This is a genomic window from Aureimonas sp. CAS (assembly GCF_059838215.1).
Genome location: NZ_CM187563.1, coordinates 3,430,245 through 3,446,269, shown reverse-complemented (window position 1 = coordinate 3,446,269; position 16,025 = coordinate 3,430,245). Strand labels below are relative to the sequence as shown.

At 70.5% G+C, this 16,025-nt stretch carries 13 protein-coding genes, 1 pseudogene and 1 riboswitch; of the genes and pseudogenes, 5 read left to right on the top strand and 9 right to left on the bottom strand.

Features of this window, described 5'->3' with window-relative positions; genetic code table 11:
• Positions 1-7: 7 nt before the first annotated feature.
• Positions 8-397 carry a cobalamin biosynthesis protein gene (locus AC6R2M_RS16635; protein ID WP_500484062.1) on the bottom strand — a complete coding sequence of 130 codons (390 nt, stop codon included), beginning with the start codon at positions 395-397 and terminating at the stop codon, positions 8-10.
• The gene (gene cbiE, locus AC6R2M_RS16630) at positions 394-1,599 is read right to left on the bottom strand and encodes a precorrin-6y C5,15-methyltransferase (decarboxylating) subunit CbiE (protein ID WP_500484060.1); all 1,206 of its coding nucleotides are present in this window, start codon (positions 1,597-1,599) and stop codon (positions 394-396) included. Before cbiE ends, AC6R2M_RS16635 begins: the two co-directional genes overlap by 4 nt.
• Before the next feature lie 137 nt (positions 1,600-1,736).
• Here cbiE and AC6R2M_RS16625 point away from each other — a divergent pair, with 137 nt between their 5' ends.
• The 4 genes and pseudogenes from AC6R2M_RS16625 to AC6R2M_RS16610 form a co-directional block, all read left to right on the top strand.
• Positions 1,737-2,486: a TSUP family transporter gene (locus AC6R2M_RS16625; RefSeq protein WP_500484058.1), complete on the top strand. Its 750-nt coding sequence runs from the start codon at positions 1,737-1,739 to the stop codon at positions 2,484-2,486.
• A 26-nt stretch (positions 2,487-2,512) separates the two neighbouring features.
• Complete coding sequence (locus tag AC6R2M_RS16620; protein ID WP_500487634.1) at positions 2,513-3,976, top strand: cobyric acid synthase; 1,464 nt, start codon at positions 2,513-2,515, stop codon at positions 3,974-3,976.
• Between the two features lie 76 nt (positions 3,977-4,052).
• Positions 4,053-4,631 carry a cytochrome b gene (locus AC6R2M_RS16615; protein WP_500484056.1) on the top strand — a complete coding sequence of 193 codons (579 nt, stop codon included), beginning with the start codon at positions 4,053-4,055 and terminating at the stop codon, positions 4,629-4,631.
• Between the two features lie 47 nt (positions 4,632-4,678).
• Positions 4,679-5,140, top strand: a pseudogene (locus AC6R2M_RS16610) (cupin domain-containing protein); the annotation flags it as partial.
• 218 nt (positions 5,141-5,358) lie between these two features.
• On the opposite strand, the gene cobO reads toward AC6R2M_RS16610, so the two are convergent.
• The 5 genes from cobO to AC6R2M_RS16585 all read right to left on the bottom strand — a co-directional run bounded on the left by cobO (position 5,359) and on the right by AC6R2M_RS16585 (position 12,502).
• Positions 5,359-6,000 carry a cob(I)yrinic acid a,c-diamide adenosyltransferase gene (gene cobO, locus AC6R2M_RS16605; RefSeq protein ID WP_500484054.1) on the bottom strand — a complete coding sequence of 214 codons (642 nt, stop codon included), beginning with the start codon at positions 5,998-6,000 and terminating at the stop codon, positions 5,359-5,361.
• Positions 6,000-9,881, bottom strand: a complete 3,882-nt coding sequence (gene cobN / locus AC6R2M_RS16600; protein WP_500484052.1) for a cobaltochelatase subunit CobN — start codon at positions 9,879-9,881, stop codon at positions 6,000-6,002. The genes cobO and cobN overlap by 1 nt, the downstream gene beginning before the upstream one ends.
• 368 nt (positions 9,882-10,249) lie before the next feature.
• Entirely contained in the window at positions 10,250-11,329 is a 1,080-nt protein-coding gene (gene cobW / locus AC6R2M_RS16595) for a cobalamin biosynthesis protein CobW (RefSeq protein WP_500484050.1), read from the bottom strand.
• Between the two features lie 8 nt (positions 11,330-11,337).
• Entirely contained in the window at positions 11,338-11,871 is a 534-nt protein-coding gene (gene cobU / locus AC6R2M_RS16590) for a bifunctional adenosylcobinamide kinase/adenosylcobinamide-phosphate guanylyltransferase (protein ID WP_500484048.1), read from the bottom strand.
• Entirely contained in the window at positions 11,864-12,502 is a 639-nt protein-coding gene (locus tag AC6R2M_RS16585; RefSeq protein WP_500484046.1) for a HupE/UreJ family protein, read from the bottom strand. The genes cobU and AC6R2M_RS16585 overlap by 8 nt, the downstream gene beginning before the upstream one ends.
• A gap of 133 nt (positions 12,503-12,635) precedes the next feature.
• Positions 12,636-12,878: riboswitch (cobalamin riboswitch) on the bottom strand.
• 93 nt (positions 12,879-12,971) lie between these two features.
• Here AC6R2M_RS16585 and AC6R2M_RS16580 point away from each other — a divergent pair.
• Positions 12,972-13,820 carry an SDR family NAD(P)-dependent oxidoreductase gene (locus AC6R2M_RS16580; protein WP_500484044.1) on the top strand — a complete coding sequence of 283 codons (849 nt, stop codon included), beginning with the start codon at positions 12,972-12,974 and terminating at the stop codon, positions 13,818-13,820.
• A gap of 90 nt (positions 13,821-13,910) precedes the next feature.
• On the opposite strand, the gene AC6R2M_RS16575 is transcribed toward AC6R2M_RS16580, so the two are convergent.
• Positions 13,911-14,126 (bottom strand): DUF3329 domain-containing protein, encoded by a 216-nt coding sequence (locus AC6R2M_RS16575; RefSeq protein WP_500484042.1) that lies wholly within the window; start codon positions 14,124-14,126, stop codon positions 13,911-13,913.
• A 56-nt stretch (positions 14,127-14,182) separates the two neighbouring features.
• On the bottom strand, positions 14,183-16,015 hold the full coding sequence (gene mdoH / locus AC6R2M_RS16570) for a glucans biosynthesis glucosyltransferase MdoH (protein ID WP_500484040.1): 1,833 nt from the start codon (positions 16,013-16,015) through the stop codon (positions 14,183-14,185).
• Between the last annotated feature and the right edge of the window lie 10 nt (positions 16,016-16,025).

Here is a 16,025-nt window from a genome sequence, read left to right as displayed (position 1 = left end):
CCGGCGCTCAAGCGGCGCGCTCCGCCAGCGCCGCGGTGACGCCGCCCAGGACCCGCTTCGGCACGGCGAGGCGCGCGTCCGGTCCCGCGAGCGAGAGAGCCGCCGCTTCTGCGATGCCGGCAAGGCCGGTGCGCGCGGCAACCGTTTCGGACGGCGTCTCCAGCCGCGCTTCCTCGTCCCGCAGCCGCTTCGGCGAGAGGCCGGTCAAGGGCAGGCCGAGCGCTTGGCCAAGCGCCAGAAGCGCCGGATGGTCGGTGCGCCGGTCGAGGGTCGCGATGGCCTGCAGATCGGCGCGCGTCACGCCCGCCTCCTCCAGAACCGCGTCGCACAGCGCGGCGGCGTCCTCGACGGTGGCCAGGGACGAGGCGCCGAGCCCCATGACGAAGGCTGCGCTCATGATCGGGTCCAGTGCCAATGGAGGACGGGCATCGCGCCCCGCCAGCCGCGATAGCGGCCCAGCGGCTCGGCCGTCTCCACGCCGATCCGCTGGAGCTCGCCGCCGTGCCGCGCGTGCAGGTCGCAGATCAACCCCTGCGTTTCCAGCGTCACGCCATGGGCGACGAGGCGTCCGCCCGGCTTCAGCCGCGACAGCGCGATCTCGGCGCCCTCCTCCGACAGGCCGCCGCCGAAGAACACCGCGTCCGGCTCCGGCAGGTCGCCGAAACATTCAGGCGCCTGCCCCGCGACGATGGAGAGGCCGGCGACGCAGAGCGCCGTCGCGTTCGCCGCGATCAGGGCGCGGCGATCCTCGCGCGGCTCGACGGCGGTCGCGGAGGTCCTCGTCGCCGCCCGCAGCCATTCCACCGCGATCGAGCCGGAGCCGGCGCCGACATCCCAGAGATGGTCGCCCTCGCGGGGTGCGAGGGCGGAGATCGCGGCGGCGCGCAGGATGCGCTTGGTCATCGTTCCGTCGGTCGTGAAGGCCTCGTCGGGAAGGCCCGGCACGCGCGGGACGAAGACCCGGCCTTCGTCGAGCGCGCATTCGAGGGCGATGAGATTGAGCGGGAGCACGTTGCCGTCCTCGAAGGCGTCGGCGCGCGAGGCGCTGATCCGCTCCTCGTCGCCGCCCAGATGCGCCATGATCCACATGGCGCTCGCGCCATAGCCGCGCGCCTTCAAGCCGTCCGCCAGTTCACCGGCCGTCTTCGGCCCGGAGGAGAGGACGATCAGCCGCGCGCCGGGCCGAAGATGCGGCCAGACGTCCTCCACCGGGCGCCCGCAGGCCGAAAGGCAGGCCGTCCTCTCCAGCGGCCAGCCGAGGCGGGCGGCGGCGATCTGGAAGGAGGAGACCGAGGGCAGGATCTCCGCCTCGCCGCTTTCGACATAGCGCCCGAAGAGCTTCGCCCCGCCGAACCAGGACGGGTCGCCGCTCGCCAGCACCGCGACCGGACCGGGCCGGGCCGCCTCGATGCCGGGCAGCGTGTCGCCGATGGGGCTCGCCCAGGCGAGGCCCCGCTCGGGCCGCTCGATCATGCCGAGATGGCGCGGCCCCCCGACGACCAGCCGCGCCGCGTCGAGACGCGCGCGGGCGGCGGGCGTCAGCCCGTCCGGGCCGTCGTCGCCGATGCCGATCACGGAAATCCAGGGGTCCTGCGTCATCCGCTCCATCGGCGTGCTTCACGTGAGACAATGGCGAATAGAGACTTTCCGCCTCGCGCGGAAGCCGGGGCGACGCCCGACCCTTCCCTTCAGGACCCGTCCGGCGTAGTCAACGCCCGTTGCCACGAGAGACTTCCATGTCCTTCGAACTCGTCCTGATCCTCCTCGTTCTCGCCGCCTTCTGCGCCGGCTATATGGACGCGATCGCGGGCGGCGGCGGCATGATCACCATTCCCGCGCTCCTGATCGCGGGCGTCGATCCGCTGACGGCGATCGGCACCAACAAGGTGCAGGGCCTCTTCGGCACGACCTCCTCCTCCATCGCCTTCGTGCGCGGCGGCCACGTGCCGCTGCGTCCGCTCCTGCCCACGATGGGCATCGCCTTTCTCGGCGCGGTCGCGGGCGCGCTTCTGGCGCAGGTCATTCCGACCGGATGGCTGGCCGCCGCCCTGCCCTATCTCCTGATCGCGGTGGCGATCTACTTCGCGCTGAAGCCCGCAGCCTCCGACATCGATTCCGCCAGGCGCATTCCGGCGGCCGCCTTCGCGCTCGGCTTCGTGCCGGTCATCGGCGCCTATGACGGGCTGTTCGGGCCGGGCGCGGGCTCCTTCTACATGATCGCGCTGGTGGGCCTGTGCGGCTACGGCCTCCTGAAGGCGACCGCCCACACCAAGCTCCTGAACCTTTCGTCCAATCTCGGCGGCTTCGCCGTCTTCGCGCTGACGGGCTCGATCCACTGGACCTTCGGCCTGTGCATGGGCCTTGCGGCCTTCGCGGGCGCGCAGGTCGGCGCGCGTTCGGCGATGGCCTTCGGCGCCAGACTGATCAAGCCGCTGCTCGTCACCGTCTCGATCGCGCTGGCGATCCGGCTGCTCTGGACCTCGTGACCGGCCGCCTCCGAACGCCCGCGATCATGCTGCAGGGGACGGGCTCGGACGTCGGCAAGAGCGTGCTCGTGGCCGGGCTCTGCCGCCTCTTCGCCCGCGAAGGCTTGAGCGTTCGCCCCTTCAAGCCGCAGAACATGTCGAACAACGCCGCCGTGGCGGCGATCCCGGGCACGGACGGCTTCGGGGAGATCGGCCGCGCGCAGCACCTCCAGGCGCTTGCCTGCCGCACGCCCCCGAGCGTCGACATGAACCCGGTGCTGCTCAAGCCCCAGTCCTCGACCGGGTCGCAGATCGTCGTGCGCGGCCGTGTCTACGGGACCGCCGAGGGGCGGGACTATCAGCGCCTGAAACCCCGGCTGCTCGACCACGTGCTCGACGCCTTCGAGGAGGTGAGCGCGGGCGTCGATCTCGTGATCGCCGAGGGCGCGGGCTCGCCGGCCGAGATCAACCTGCGCTCCGGCGACATCGCCAATATGGGCTTCGCCCGCGCGGCGGGCGTGCCCGTGGTCCTCGTCGGCGACATCGACCGCGGCGGCGTCATCGCCTCGCTCGTCGGCACCCACACCGTGCTCGAGCCCGGCGACCGCGCCATGATCCGGGGCTTTCTCGTCAACAAGTTCCGCGGCGACCCCACCCTCTTCGACGAGGGGATGAAGGCCGTCACGCGCTTCACCGCATGGCCGGGCCTCGGCCTCGTGCCGCATCTGAAGGCCGCCGGCACGCTGCCGCCGGAGGATTCCGTCGCGCTCGAAAGGATCTCCGCTTCCGGCTCCGGCGCGTTCCGCATCTGCGTCCCCCTCCTCGACCGGATCGCCAATTTCGACGATCTCGACCCGCTCGCGCAGGAGCCGGGCGTCTCGCTCTCCTTCGTGCGGCCGGGGGCGTGCATTCCGGCCTCGGCGAACCTCGTCGTCCTGCCCGGCACCAAATCGACGCTCAGCGACCTCGCCGCCTTCCGGGCGAATGGCTGGGACCGCGACATCGCGGCGGTGCGGGCGGCGGGTGGCGCGATCCTCGGCCTGTGCGGCGGCTTCCAGCTTCTCGGCCGCTCGATCGCCGACCCGAAGGGTCACGACGGAACGCCCGGCGCCGCCAAGGGGCTGGGGCTCCTCGACGTCGAGACGGCGATGGAGGGCGGCAAGACCGTGCGCCCCGCCGCCGGCCGCTCGACGCTCGGCCCGCCGGTGGAGGGCTACGAGATCCATCTCGGCCGCACCGAGGGGCCGGACCGGGTTCGGCCCTTCGCCACGCTCGGCGGCCGCCCGGAAGGGGCGACGAGCGACGACGGCCGCGTGATGGGCACCTATCTGCACGGCCTGTTCGCGGGAGACGCGTTCCGGCGCGCCTTCCTCGCCTCGCTCGGATGCGAGGTTTCGGGCGGTCCGGGCTATGGAGAGCGGGTGGACGCGGCGCTCGATGAAGTGGCCGACGCTCTGGCGGGCGCGGTCGACACGGACCGGCTTCTCGCCCTCGCGAGGACGAGGACGTAGAATCTTTCCAAGAATTCACTTGGCCGGCTGACGTTCTCGCGCATCTTCATGCTCGGGAGGCCCACGGAGAGAGCCGATGAGTTCCGCAACGCAGCTTCGAGACCATCCCGCCGGCTACGGCGTCGTCAGCCGGGCCTTCCACTGGATCATGGCCGCCTTCATCGTCTGGCAGCTGGTCACGGTGCTGACGCGCATCCTCGCGAACGACACGGCGCTCGCGAACTTCTTCTGGGGCACGCATTTCTCCGTCGGCTTCACCATCTTCGTGCTGGCGATCCTGCGCGGCGCCTGGGGCCTGTCGAACCTCTCCAACCGGCCTTCGCACGAGGGGCCCGCGCCGCTGCGAGCCGCGGCGACCATCGGCCATTTCGCGATGTACGCGCTGATGATCGTCGTGCCGTTCCTGGCGATCCTGCGCGCGGCCAACAACGGCCGCGGCTTCTCGGTCTACGGCGTTCAGCTCGTCGCGCCGGGCGGCGAACCGAACCCGGCGCTGACGGCGCCGGCCAGCGCCCTGCACGGTCTTCTCGGCTTCGTGCTCTTCATCCTGATCGCCGGCCACATCGCCTTCGCGCTCTGGCACGGGCTGGCGCGGCGCGACGGCACGCTCGACCGGATGACCAAGGGCCGGAGCGCCCGCCCGTTTGGCGCCTGAGGGCAAGTCGGGTTAGCGTCGCTCCTCCAACGGGAGAGGAGGTCTCGATGTCGGACGAGCGCTGGAAGGAGGACGGCGTCCGGGTGATCAAGGGCGATCGCCTGGATTCCAACACGCCGCAGACGCCGGGCATGTTCCGGCAGGCCGCGATCAACCACGCCCGCGTCGGCGCGCAGAAGATCTGGGCCGGAACCGTGGCGATCGAGCCCAACGCCAAGACCGGCGTCCACCATCACGGCGCGCTGGAGAGCGTGATCTACGTGGTTTCCGGCAAGGCCCGGATGCGCTGGGGCGAGCGGCTGGAATACGTCGCCGAGGCCGGGCCGGGCGACTTCATCTACGTGCCGCCCTACGTGCCGCATCAGGAGATCAACGCCGACCCGGACAACCCGCTGCAATGCGTGCTGGTGCGCTCCGACAACGAGGCGGTGGTCGTGAACATCACCGACGTCGATCCGGTCGAGGCGCCCGAAGAGGTCTACTGGGTGGATCCGATCCACAAGCACCCGCACGCCCATTCTCACGACCATGGGCACGGGCACGATCACGGGGACGCCGGCGACGGCTCGCGGTGAGAACCCGGTTCCGCCGTGGCTTCCGCCCGGCGGGTCCGCCCCGCCTCGCCTACAGCATCGGCCCGAACATCGGAATCGATGTTCGGAACGCCTGATGCGCAGATTCAAGGAGATAGAGCGACCTTTGTGCGTCCGAACGGACGCACGGCGCTCTAGAACTCGATGCCCTTCTGGGCCTTCACGCCGGAGCGGAAGGGGTGCTTCACCGCCTCCATCTCGGTGACGAGGTCGGCGATCTCGATCAGCTCGTCCTTGGCGTTGCGGCCGGTGACGACGACATGCTTCATCTCCGGCTTCTCGTCGCGCAGGAAGGCGACCACCTCCTCGATCGGCAGATAGTCGTAGCGCAGCACGATGTTCAGCTCGTCGAGGACGACGAGATGGTGCTCCTCGTCGAGGATGAGGCGCTTGGCCATGTCCCAGGCCTGCCGGGCGGCGGCCAGATCGCGCTGCCGGTCCTGCGTCTCCCAGGTGAAGCCGTCGCCCATGGCGCTGATCGTCACCTCGCCAGGGAAGCGGTCCAGCGCGTGGCGCTCGCCGGTGTCCCATTTGCCCTTCACGAACTGGACGATGCCGACCTTCATACCGTTGCCGAGCGCGCGAAAGACGAGGCCGAAGGCGGCGGTGGACTTGCCCTTGCCCTTGCCGGTGTGGACCATCACGAGGCCCTTCTCGCGCGTCTTGGTCGCCACGATCTTGTCGCGCGCGGCCTTCTTCTTGCGCATCTTCTCGGCGTGGCGCGCGTCCATCTCCTCCTCGCTCATGGTGAGGAGGCGTTCGGATTTCTCGGCCATCAGGCGGTTTCCTCGAGGGTGAGGCCCATGCGGGCCGAGTTGGAGCGGGGGTGCCAGAAGCCGCGCGCGAGCGCCTCGGCAAGACGCGCGCGCAGCGCCTCGAAGGCGCGCGGATTGGCCTCGCGCATGAAGTCCGCCACCGCCTCGTCCTCCACGAAGGCGGCATGGACGAGGTCGAAATGGTGGCTCGCCACCGCGTCGGTCGTCGCGGCGAAGCCGAAGAGCATGTCGACGCTGGCGGTGATCTCGGAGGCGCCCTTGTAGCCGTGGCGCATGGCGCCCGCGATCCATCTGGGATTCACCACCCGGCCGCGCACGATGCGCGCGACCTCCTCGCCGAGCGTGCCGATCCTCGGGCTCTCGGGCCGCGAATGGTCGTTGTGGTAGAGCGCGGGCGCCGCGCCCACGAGCGCCTCGGCGGCCGCCGCCATGCCGCCCTCGAACTGCCAGTACTCGTCGGAATCCAGGATGTCGTGCTCGCGATTGTCCTGGTTCTGGACCACGGCGTCGAGCCCGGCGATCCGCGCCTCGAAGCGCTCGCGGGCGGGCGCGCCCTCGGCGCCGCCGCCATAGGCGTGGGCGCCGGTGGCGAGATAGGCCTCCGCCAGATCCGCGCGGGTCGTCCAGCGCCCGGTCTCCAGCACCGCCTCCAGCCCCGCGCCGTAGCCGCCCGCGCGCGCGCCGAAGATGCGGTGGCCCGCCTCGGCGCGCGCCTCGCCCTCGCTCCGGCCCGCCTCCATCAGCGCGGCCGTCTCCTCCCGCATGCGGGCGGCGATCGGATTGTCCTCCTCGTCCTCGTCGAGCGCCCCGATCGCGCGCATCGCCTTGTCGAAAAAGGCGATCTGCTCGGGGAAGGCGTCGCGGAAGAAGCCGGAGATGCGCAGCGTGACGTCGACGCGCGGGCGGCCGAGCGCCGCCGGCGGCACGATCTCGAAGCCGGTGACGCGCCGCGAGGCCGGATCCCAGACGGGCTTGGCGCCGATCAGCGCCAGCGCCTGCGCCAGATCGTCCCCGCCGGTGCGCATGTTCGACGTGCCCCAGACCGACAGGCCGATGGCGCGGGGCCACTCGCCATGGTCCTGCAGATGCCGGCGGACCAGAAGCTCGGCGGATTTCCGTCCGAGGTTCCAGGCGGTCTGGGTCGGCACCGCGCGCGTGTCGACCGAATAGAAGTTCCGGCCCGTCGGCAGAACGTCCGGCCGCCCGCGCGTCGGCGCCCCGGAGGGCGAGGGCGGGACGAACCGCCCCGACAGCCCGGCGATGAGAGCGTCGATCTCGGCTCTTCCGCAGCCGACGAGGGACGGCTTCAGACGGGTCTCGACCTCGCGCAGGACGACGGTTGTGGACGACCACGACGGATCGGGTCGGACCGCACCCGAAACGAGGCCGTGTGCAAGGGCTTCCAGGCGTTCCAGTGTGTCGCCGGTCGTGCGCCAGGGGTCTGTGGATATGTCCTTCAAACGCTGCGGACGAGGACCGGTCCAGGCTGTGGACAGGTCGCAGTCGAGAGGGTCGAAGGTCGCATGCCCCTCATCCCCCTGCCGGGACCTTCTCCCCGCAGGGGAGAAGAACGCAGTTTCGGGCGTAGACTGCTCTCCTTCGATCGCGAGCGCTGCATCGGCGGGTTCGCGCCATTCTTCTCCCCTGCGGGGAGAAGGTGCCCGAAGGGCGGATGAGGGGGAGGCGCCTCCGCCTTCGGCAAGCTCCGAACCATCTACCAGCACGTCCGCCGCCAGCGCCCGCAGAAGCGAACCTTCCCCCGGCTCCAGCCCGCGCGGAAGGCGCGCCAGTGCCAGCGTCAGGCTCGTCAGAAGCGCGCCCTCCGGCGCCTTGCCGAAGACGTGCAACCCGTCGCGGATCTGCAGCTCCTTCAGGTCGCAGAGCCAGGCGTCGATCGTCTGCAGCGCCTCGGCCTCGTCGGCCCCCTCCGCGATGCCGGCGTCCTTGCCGATGCCGCTGACGCGCACGAGGTCGAGGATCTGCCGTTCGAGCCGCGCGGTGCGCCGCGCGTCCGAGCCGGCGGCTTCGTAATATTCGTCGACCAGCGCTTCGAGGTCCTTGAGCGGCCCGTAGGTCTCGGCACGCGTCAGAGGCGGCGTCAGATGCGAGACGATGACGGCCGCGGTCCGGCGCTTGGCCTGCGTCCCCTCGCCCGGATCGTTGACGATGAAGGGATAGAGATGCGGCATCGGGCCGAGCAGCGCCTCGGGCACGCAGGCCTGGCTGAGCGCCATCGCCTTGCCGGGCTGCCATTCGAGATTGCCGTGCTTGCCCATGTGGACGACGGCGTCGGCTCCGAAACCCTCGCGCAGGAAGGCGTGGAAGGCGATGTAGTGGTGCGGCGGGTAGAGCTCCGGGTCGTGATAATCGTCCTTCGGGTCCATGGCCCGGCCGCGCGCCGGCTGGATGCCGACCAGCGTCTTGCCGAAGCGCGCGACGGGCAGCGCGAAGGCGCCTGCGGCGAAGAACGGATCTTCCTCCGGCGCTCCCCAGCGCGCGGTGACCGCGTCTCGGATCGTCTCGGGCAGCCCGTCGAAGAAGCGGCGATAGGCGTGAAGCGGCAGGGCCTCGCGGATCGTCCGGCCCTGCCAGCCGGCCGGCGTCGGACCGGCGAGGAGATGCGCCATCAGAGCCGCGCCCGTCCTCGGCGCGTCGCCGACGTCGAAGCCGGCCTCGCGCATGGCGTTCAGCGCCTCGACCGTTCCGGCGGGCGTGTCGAGCCCGACCCCGTTGCCGATCCGGTCGTCGCGGCCGGGGTAGTTGGCGAGGACGATGGCGACGCGCCGCTCGGCCGATGGCATCTCCCGCAGCCGCGCCCAGGCCGCCGCGAGCTTCGCGGTGAAGGCGACGCGGTCGGGCATCGGCTCGTGCGCGACGATGTCGATCTCGCAGGTCTCGTCCCATTCGCCGGCCGACTTGAAGGCGATGGCGCGCGAGAGCACGCGCCCGTCGAGTTCGGGCAGGCCGACATTCATGGCGAGGTCGCGTGCGGTGAGCCCGCGCGGATTGGCCTCCCAGGCCTGCCGCGAAATGCCGGCGAGCACCGCCTGCAGCACGACGGCGCCGCCCTCGTCGAGGACGGTCGGCTTGGGCGCGCCCGGCGAGGAGACGGCGAAGCCCGTGCAGTTCACGACGACGGACGGCGGCGTGCGGGCGAAGATCGCTCGCAGCCCGGCCTCGCACTCGGCATCCTTGAGGCTCGCCACGAAGACCGGCAGAGGCGCAAGACCTTCGGCCTCCACCGCGTCGCAAAGGGCCTCCACCGCCTGCGTCTGGCCGCTCTGGACGAGTGCGCGGTAGAAGATCACGGCCGCGACCGGGCGACCGTGCGTCTCACGTGAAACGAGGACGCCGGCCTTCGGTAGGGGCTCGGGCTCGGGCGGCCATTCGCCGCCGTCCATCACCGCGCGCGCCGCACGGAGGAAGCCTTCCGCGTTCTGCGGCCCGCCGAAAGCGAGATGGCGCCAGAGCCGGTCCCGCATGTCGAGCGGCACGGTGTTGAAACGGTCGAGGCCGGGGTCGGGCTTGTCGTCGCCCGGCATGACGGCGAGCGCGATGCCCTTCGCCTGGGCGAGCGACAGCAGCGCCTCCAGCCCGTAGGGCCAGTAGGTCGCCCCACCGATGATGCGGAGCACGATCAGCTTCGCGTGGCGGGCGGTGCGCTCCACATAGGTGTCGATCGACAGCGGATGGGCGAGCTTCAAAAAGCTCGCCAGCCGCGTCTTCGGCGCGGCCCCGCCCAGCCGGCGCACCGCGAAGGCGAGGCTCGACAGCTCGGTGTCCGCCGCCGAGAGGATGAGGAGATCGCCCGGCGACTGGCCGAGATCGATCGCCTCGCCGTCCTCGGCGATGGTCCCCTTGGCTGCGAGAAGGAGGTGCATCTAGGGTGTGTCCCCATGAGCAGGGACGGAAATGGTCGGGACGATCCGGGCCGGATACGAGGAGCGAAAGCGAAGGAAATGCGGGCATTTTCGAGCTTTCGCGACGAAGTTGCCGCCCCGGAGCGCCCGATCCCGAAGGGACGCGGTCCCGGCTTCGAGCTGCGTCGTCGAACCGCTCGACCGGGCATTAGAGCGCCGTGCGTCCGAACGGACGCACAAAGGTCGCTCTAACTCTATGAATCTACGCATCGGACTTTCCGAAAATCGAATCCGATTTTCGGGCCGATGCTGTAGCCCGCTCTTCGCGCTTCTTCTTGCATCCCATCGCCGGATCTCGCGCCATTTCGTTCCTGCTCATGGGACACACCCTACTCGGCCGCCTCGCTGAGACGGGCGGCCAGCGCCTCGATCTGCATGCGGATCCGCTCCTCGGCGCCGTCGTCGAAGGCCTCGTGCAGCGCGATCAGGACCAGACGCGTCGCCCGCTCCTCGTCCTTGCCGAAGGGCCGGTCGAAATAGGTCGAGAAGCGCGAGCCGACGCCCTGCACCACGAGACGCGAGGGCTTGCCCTCCACCGCCGCGAAGCCCTTGGCGCGCAGGATGTCGTGATGCTGAACGATGGTCTTCAGCCCGTCCACGAAGGCGTCCACATGGGCGACCGGGCCGCATTCGACGACGATCGACTCGAACTCGTCGTGATCGTGGTCCTCGCCCGTCTCGTGCTCCATCTCGTGATGCGACTTGCGCGCGGCGATGAGGTCTTCCGTACCGGCCTTGAGGCCGAGCAGCACGTCGGCCGGAAGGCTTGCGTTCTCGGCGGAGAGGATCGGCAGGGTCCGCCCGGCATGGTCCGTGATCTCGCCCTTCACCCGCTCCAGATCCTCGGCCGAGACGAGGTCGGCCTTGTTGAGGACCAGAAGGTCGGCGGCGCGGATCTGGTCCTCGAAGAGCTCTTCCAGCGGGTTCTCGTGGTCGAGGCTCTCGTCGGCCTCGCGCGCCGCCTGTACGCGTGCCTCGTCGTCGGCGAAGCGGCCGGCGGCGACCGCCGCCGCGTCGATCACGGTCACGACGCCGTCCACCGTCACCTGCGCCTTCACCTGCGGCCAGTTGAAGGCCGCGACCAGCGGCTGCGGCAAAGCGAGGCCGGAGGTCTCGATCACGATGTGGTCGAGCCGGTCGGCGCGCTCCAGGAGCTTTTCCATGGTCGGGATGAAGTCGTCGGCGACCGTGCAGCAGATGCAGCCATTGGTCAGCTCGACCACGTCCTCCTCGCGGCAGGTCTCGACGCCGCAGCCCTTCAACAGGTCGCCGTCGACGCCGAGGTCTCCGAACTCGTTGATGATGAGCGCGATGCGCCGCCCCCCGGCATTCTGGAGGAGGTTGCGGATCAGCGTGGTCTTGCCGGCGCCGAGGAAACCGGTGACGACGGTGGCGGGAATCTTCTGCATTCGGGTTCTCACCCTTTCAGTTTCAGCGGCAGGCCTGCCGCGACGAGCGTGACGTGGTCGCAGGCCTCTGCGACCATTTGGTGGAGCCGGCCGGAATGGTCGGCGAAACGGCGGGCCATGGCGTTGGCCGGGACGATGGAGAGGCCGACCTCGTTGGAGACGAGGACGATCAGGCCGGGCGGGCGGGCTTCGAGCGCGGACGCCAGACGAAGCGACTGCGCCTCGACGTCCCGCTCGGCCAGCATCAGGTTGGAGACCCAGAGCGTCAGGCAGTCGACGAGGATCGCGCGATCCTCCCGCGCCTCGGCCCCGATCGCCTCGACGAGGTCGAGCGGCGCCTCCACCGTGCGCCAGGGCGCGGGGCGTCGTTCCCGGTGCTCGGCGATGCGGGCCGTCATCTCGTCGTCGAAGGCCTGACCCGTCGCCAGATAGACCGGCGCGAGCCCGCTCGCCTGCACGACGCCTTCGGCGAAGCGGCTCTTGCCCGAGCGAACCCCGCCGAGGACGAAATGGCGGCCCTCCCCTCTCCCGGTGTCAGCCAAGGCCGGCGAGCCCGAGCAGCTGTTCGCCGAGGATGATCCCGCCGGCGCCCGCGACCATGCCTCCGGTGACGCGCAGGCCGAAATTCTCGCGCGCGGCGCGGCCCTTGCCGAGAAGCGCGACGGCGACATGGCCGGCGGCGACCGCCACCGCGTACTGGATCGCGGCGAAGCCGACGAGATAGGCGAGGACCGCGTCGGTGCGCGCGCCGACCACCGCCTCGCCATAGGCGTAGCCGTGGAAGAGGCCGGCGACGGCAAAGAGCGCGGCCACCGCGGGGAAGGCGACGGGGCGGCCGGACAGCGCGAGAGCGCCGATGGCCGCGACGGAGAGGGCGATGACGAATTCGGCGGCGGGAAGGTCGATCGCCATCAGATGCAGGAGCGTGCCGAGGACGGTCGCGACGACGAAGACGAGCGGGGCGGTGAAACGGTGCGGCGTGATCGCCGCCAGAAGGCCGACGCCGACGACGAAGGCCAGATGGTCGAGCCCGATCACGGGATGGGCGAGGCCGGACAGGAGCCCTTCGAACAGGGTCTGCGGCGCTTCCCCGCCGCCCGGATGATGGGCGAAGGCGAGGCTGGGGAGAAGCGAAAGGGCGGTCGCGCCGCCAAGGCGGAGGGTGCGGTTCATCGAAGGACAAGCTCCCGTGTCCAGGTGTGGGAAGGACCGGGCGGGAGCACGATGCGCCGATGTCGAGCCGCCGGGCTCACCGAGCCTCAGGCGGACGAAACGGAAGCCTCGTGTCCGGAACACCCCGTCCCGACGACGTCATGCGCGGATGGCAGGTCTCCTGGCTCGCGGGTCGTCGTCGCTCCCTCGCCTTCCCGGACGGACCGTCCAGTGGCTTGTCCGGTTCGCTCTACGAACCGGTGGAAGCGCCTCGCCGCTCTACAGTCGCGGGGTCGGCTGCGATGGGGACGCCCGGCTTGGGTCCGTCCTGTCGCATTCCCTCTTGGCCCCGGGGCGCGCTGCGGCGCTCCGGGGAACCATCCGGGAGCGACCATAGACCTCGCTTCCGCGCCTTTCAATCGCGCCGCCGGATGGCTGGGCGCGGAGTGCGGCCTATCTTCCCGCCCGCAAGACCGGAAGGATCTCATCCATGCAGCATCCCGCACTCCGCCCCCAGCACACCGCCGTCATCACCGGAGGCGCCGACGGGATCGGCCTCGCCGCGGCGCGCGCCTTCGCCCGCGCCGGCCTGAAGGTCGCGATCGTCGACCGGACGATGGACGCGCTGACGCGAGCGCGCGACGAACTGGCGGAGATCGCGGGCTCGGACGATCTGGTCGTGGCGGCGGCCTGCGACGTGACCGACCGCGTGGGCATGGAGCGCACGGCGGCCCATGTCGCCGAGCGGCTCGGCAAGGTCCACGTCCTGATGAACAATGCCGGCATCCAGCCCGGCTCCTCGATCTTCGGGGCCCAGGAGAACTGGGACGCCGTGCTCTCGGTCAATCTCGGCGGCATCATCAACGGCACGCGCGCCTTCGGGCCTTCCATGCTGGAGCACGGCGAGCCGGGCCTCATCATCAACACGGGCTCCAAGCAGGGCATCACCACGCCGCCGGGCGATCCGGCCTACAACGTCTCCAAGGCGGGGGTGAAGGCCTTCACCGAGGCCCTGGCGCACGAGCTGCGCAACCGGCCGGGCGGGCTCGTCTCGGCCGCCCTGCTCATTCCCGGCTTCGTCTTCACCGGGCTGACGCGCGGCGAGCGGACGGAGAAGCCGGCGGGCGCCTGGACGCCCGAACAGACGGTGGACTTCATGCTGGAGCGCCTCGACGCGGGCGACTTCTACATCCTGTGCCCGGACGGCGAGGTGAGCCGCGAGACGGACGAGAAGCGCGTCGCCTGGGCGGCGGGAGACATCATCGAGAACCGCCCGCCCCTCTCGCGCTGGCACCCGGACTTCGCCGAGCGCTACAAGGCCTTCGCCGAGGGTCGCTGACGGGCCTTTCGGCTTCGGCCGCAGGATCGGAACCGGTCGTCGCGAAAGCGCGGTGCGTCGGTTCGAAGGTCGCTTCAGGCCCGCTCCGCCTCACGGGCGGCGGGGCGGCTCGGAGCCCTGATGGGCGTCGGGATCGTATTTCACGAAGAAGACCCAGACCGCATAGGCGGCGATCATCAGCGTCATGACGCCCCAGATCGTCTCGCCGTTCCACCATTCGAAGCCGGACCAGGCGAGCACCACCGCGAGGATGGCGACGCGCCGCCAGAGCGGCCTGAAGAAGGGATGGTTGTTGTCGCTCGTCATGGCCCGATGCTCTACAGGACCGGCGCGCCAAGGCAATCGCCCGGCGCGCTCGGGCGTCAGGCGGCGATCGCCTGCGGGGCGGGCGCTGCGCCGGGCGCCGGCACCGGCGCTTCCAGCCGCTCGCGCCACTGGCGCGCCGCGCGGATCACCGGCTCGGGATGCAGCTCGAAGGGCGTCGAGAAGATGCCCATGCGCCGCGCCATCTCGCCGAAGGCGGGGCTGCCCGTCACCCAGATGAAGAGCGGGGCGATGAGCAGCGGCAGGCCGATCGGCGTCACCCAGAGGAACAGCTCCATCGCGTAGGTGTAGGACGAGAAGAGCAGCACCGCCCCCGCGATCACCATCCACCAGGAGCTCTTGAGCGCGGCGGAGAAGGGCACGCCCTCGTCCTCGCGCTCGGTCGCCGGCCAGCCGGAATCGGCCCCGACGAGGATTTCCGCCACGGCCTTGGACTGGAACATCATCATGATCGGCGCGAGCGCGCTGGTCATGATCAGCTCGAAGGTCGCGCCGAGGAGCACCGCCACCGGCCCGCCGAAGCGCGCGCCGCGCCGCGTGAAGGCCGAGCGGAAGGCGATCAGCGTCTTGGGCAGGAGCAGGAGGAGCCCGATGCCGAGGAGGAGCAGGAGGGCGCGGCCCGTCTCCGGGCGGGGGAAGACCGGGAAGAGCGAATCCGGCGGGAAGTAGTTCGGCGCGGGCGCAAAGACCGCATAGGCGAGGCTCACCGACAGGAATAGGAGCCAGATCGGCGAGGCCGCATAGGCCATGATGCCGGAGATCATCGAGATCCGGCTCCAGAAGCGCAGGCGCGGCGCGGCCAGGAGCCGGCCGTGCTGGAGATTGCCCTGGCACCAGCGGCGGTCGCGCTTGGCGTATTCGATGAGGTTGGCCGGGGCCTCCTCGTAGGAGCCCTCCAGATCCGGGTCGACGCGCACGGTCCAGCCCTCGCGGGCGAGAAGCGCGGCCTCCACGAAGTCGTGGGACAGGATGTGCCCGCCGAAGGGCGGCGGGCCGGACAGGTCCGGCAGACCGCAGCTTTGCGCGAAGGCGCGCACGCGGATCATCGCGTTGTGCCCCCAGAACGGCCCCTCCTGCCCCTGCAGCGCGGCGATGCCGCGCGAGAAGAAGGGCGAGTAGAGCGCGGCGGAGAACTGCAGCGCGCGGCCGAACAGGGTCTGGCGCCCGATGATGAGCGGCTGCGTCTGGAGCAGCGCGAGCTTGGGATCGGCGTCCATGCGCGAGCGGAGCGCCAGGATCGTCTCCGGCCGCATCAGGGAGTCGGCGTCGAGCACCAGCATGTAGGCATAGGCGCCGCCGCTGGTCGTGACGAAGTCGGCGATGTTGCCGGCCTTGCGGCCGACGTTCTTGGCGCGGTTGCGGTAATAGAGGTGGCGGCCGGTCTCCAGATCGCCGGCGACGCGGTAGACGGCGCGGCGCTCGGCGGCGCGCGCCTCCTCCCTGGTCGAGTCCGACAGGATGTGGACGTCGAAATCGTCGAGCGCGTCCAGCGCCGCGAGGCCTTCGATCATGGCCGCGACGCGCGACATCACCGCGTCAGCGTCCTCGTTGTAGACCGGCATGAGGATGGCGGTGCGTCCCTCCGGCGAGGGCGCGATGCGCGGCATCTCCTTCGGCGCCTTGCGCGGCGCGAGGATGCCGACCGTCGCCGTGTTGAAGCCCCAGGCGAGCCACAGGCAGCAGACGACCAGGAGCAGCGTCTGGAACACGTTCAGCGGCACCGCTCCGTTGACGGTGATGACCGTCCAGAACAGGATTCCGGCGAACAGCGCCAGGACGAAGGCCGCGACGATGAAGAGGGACCGGGCCAACGCCATGCGATGATCTTCAGTTGATGGAGGAATGGGCTGGATATCTCCGGTTGCGGACATTTGCATGACC

Bases quoted from the DNA above. Each gene is read 5' to 3' on its own strand.
- AC6R2M_RS16620 (WP_500487634.1), top strand. From the start codon at position 2,513: ATGCTGCAGGGGACGGGCTCGGACGTCGGCAAGAGCGTGCTCGTGGCC.
- AC6R2M_RS16615 (WP_500484056.1), top strand. From the start codon at position 4,053: ATGAGTTCCGCAACGCAGCTTCGAGACCATCCCGCCGGCTACGGCGTC.
- AC6R2M_RS16585 (WP_500484046.1), bottom strand. From the start codon at position 12,502: ATGAACCGCACCCTCCGCCTTGGCGGCGCGACCGCCCTTTCGCTTCTC.
- cobN (WP_500484052.1), bottom strand. From the start codon at position 9,881: ATGCACCTCCTTCTCGCAGCCAAGGGGACCATCGCCGAGGACGGCGAG.
- cobW (WP_500484050.1), bottom strand. From the start codon at position 11,329: ATGCAGAAGATTCCCGCCACCGTCGTCACCGGTTTCCTCGGCGCCGGC.
- AC6R2M_RS16580 (WP_500484044.1), top strand. From the start codon at position 12,972: ATGCAGCATCCCGCACTCCGCCCCCAGCACACCGCCGTCATCACCGGA.
- cbiE (WP_500484060.1), bottom strand. From the start codon at position 1,599: ATGACGCAGGACCCCTGGATTTCCGTGATCGGCATCGGCGACGACGGC.
- cobO (WP_500484054.1), bottom strand. From the start codon at position 6,000: ATGGCCGAGAAATCCGAACGCCTCCTCACCATGAGCGAGGAGGAGATG.
- AC6R2M_RS16625 (WP_500484058.1), top strand. From the start codon at position 1,737: ATGTCCTTCGAACTCGTCCTGATCCTCCTCGTTCTCGCCGCCTTCTGC.
- AC6R2M_RS16575 (WP_500484042.1), bottom strand. From the start codon at position 14,126: ATGACGAGCGACAACAACCATCCCTTCTTCAGGCCGCTCTGGCGGCGC.
- AC6R2M_RS16635 (WP_500484062.1), bottom strand. From the start codon at position 397: ATGAGCGCAGCCTTCGTCATGGGGCTCGGCGCCTCGTCCCTGGCCACC.
- mdoH (WP_500484040.1), bottom strand. From the start codon at position 16,015: ATGTCCGCAACCGGAGATATCCAGCCCATTCCTCCATCAACTGAAGAT.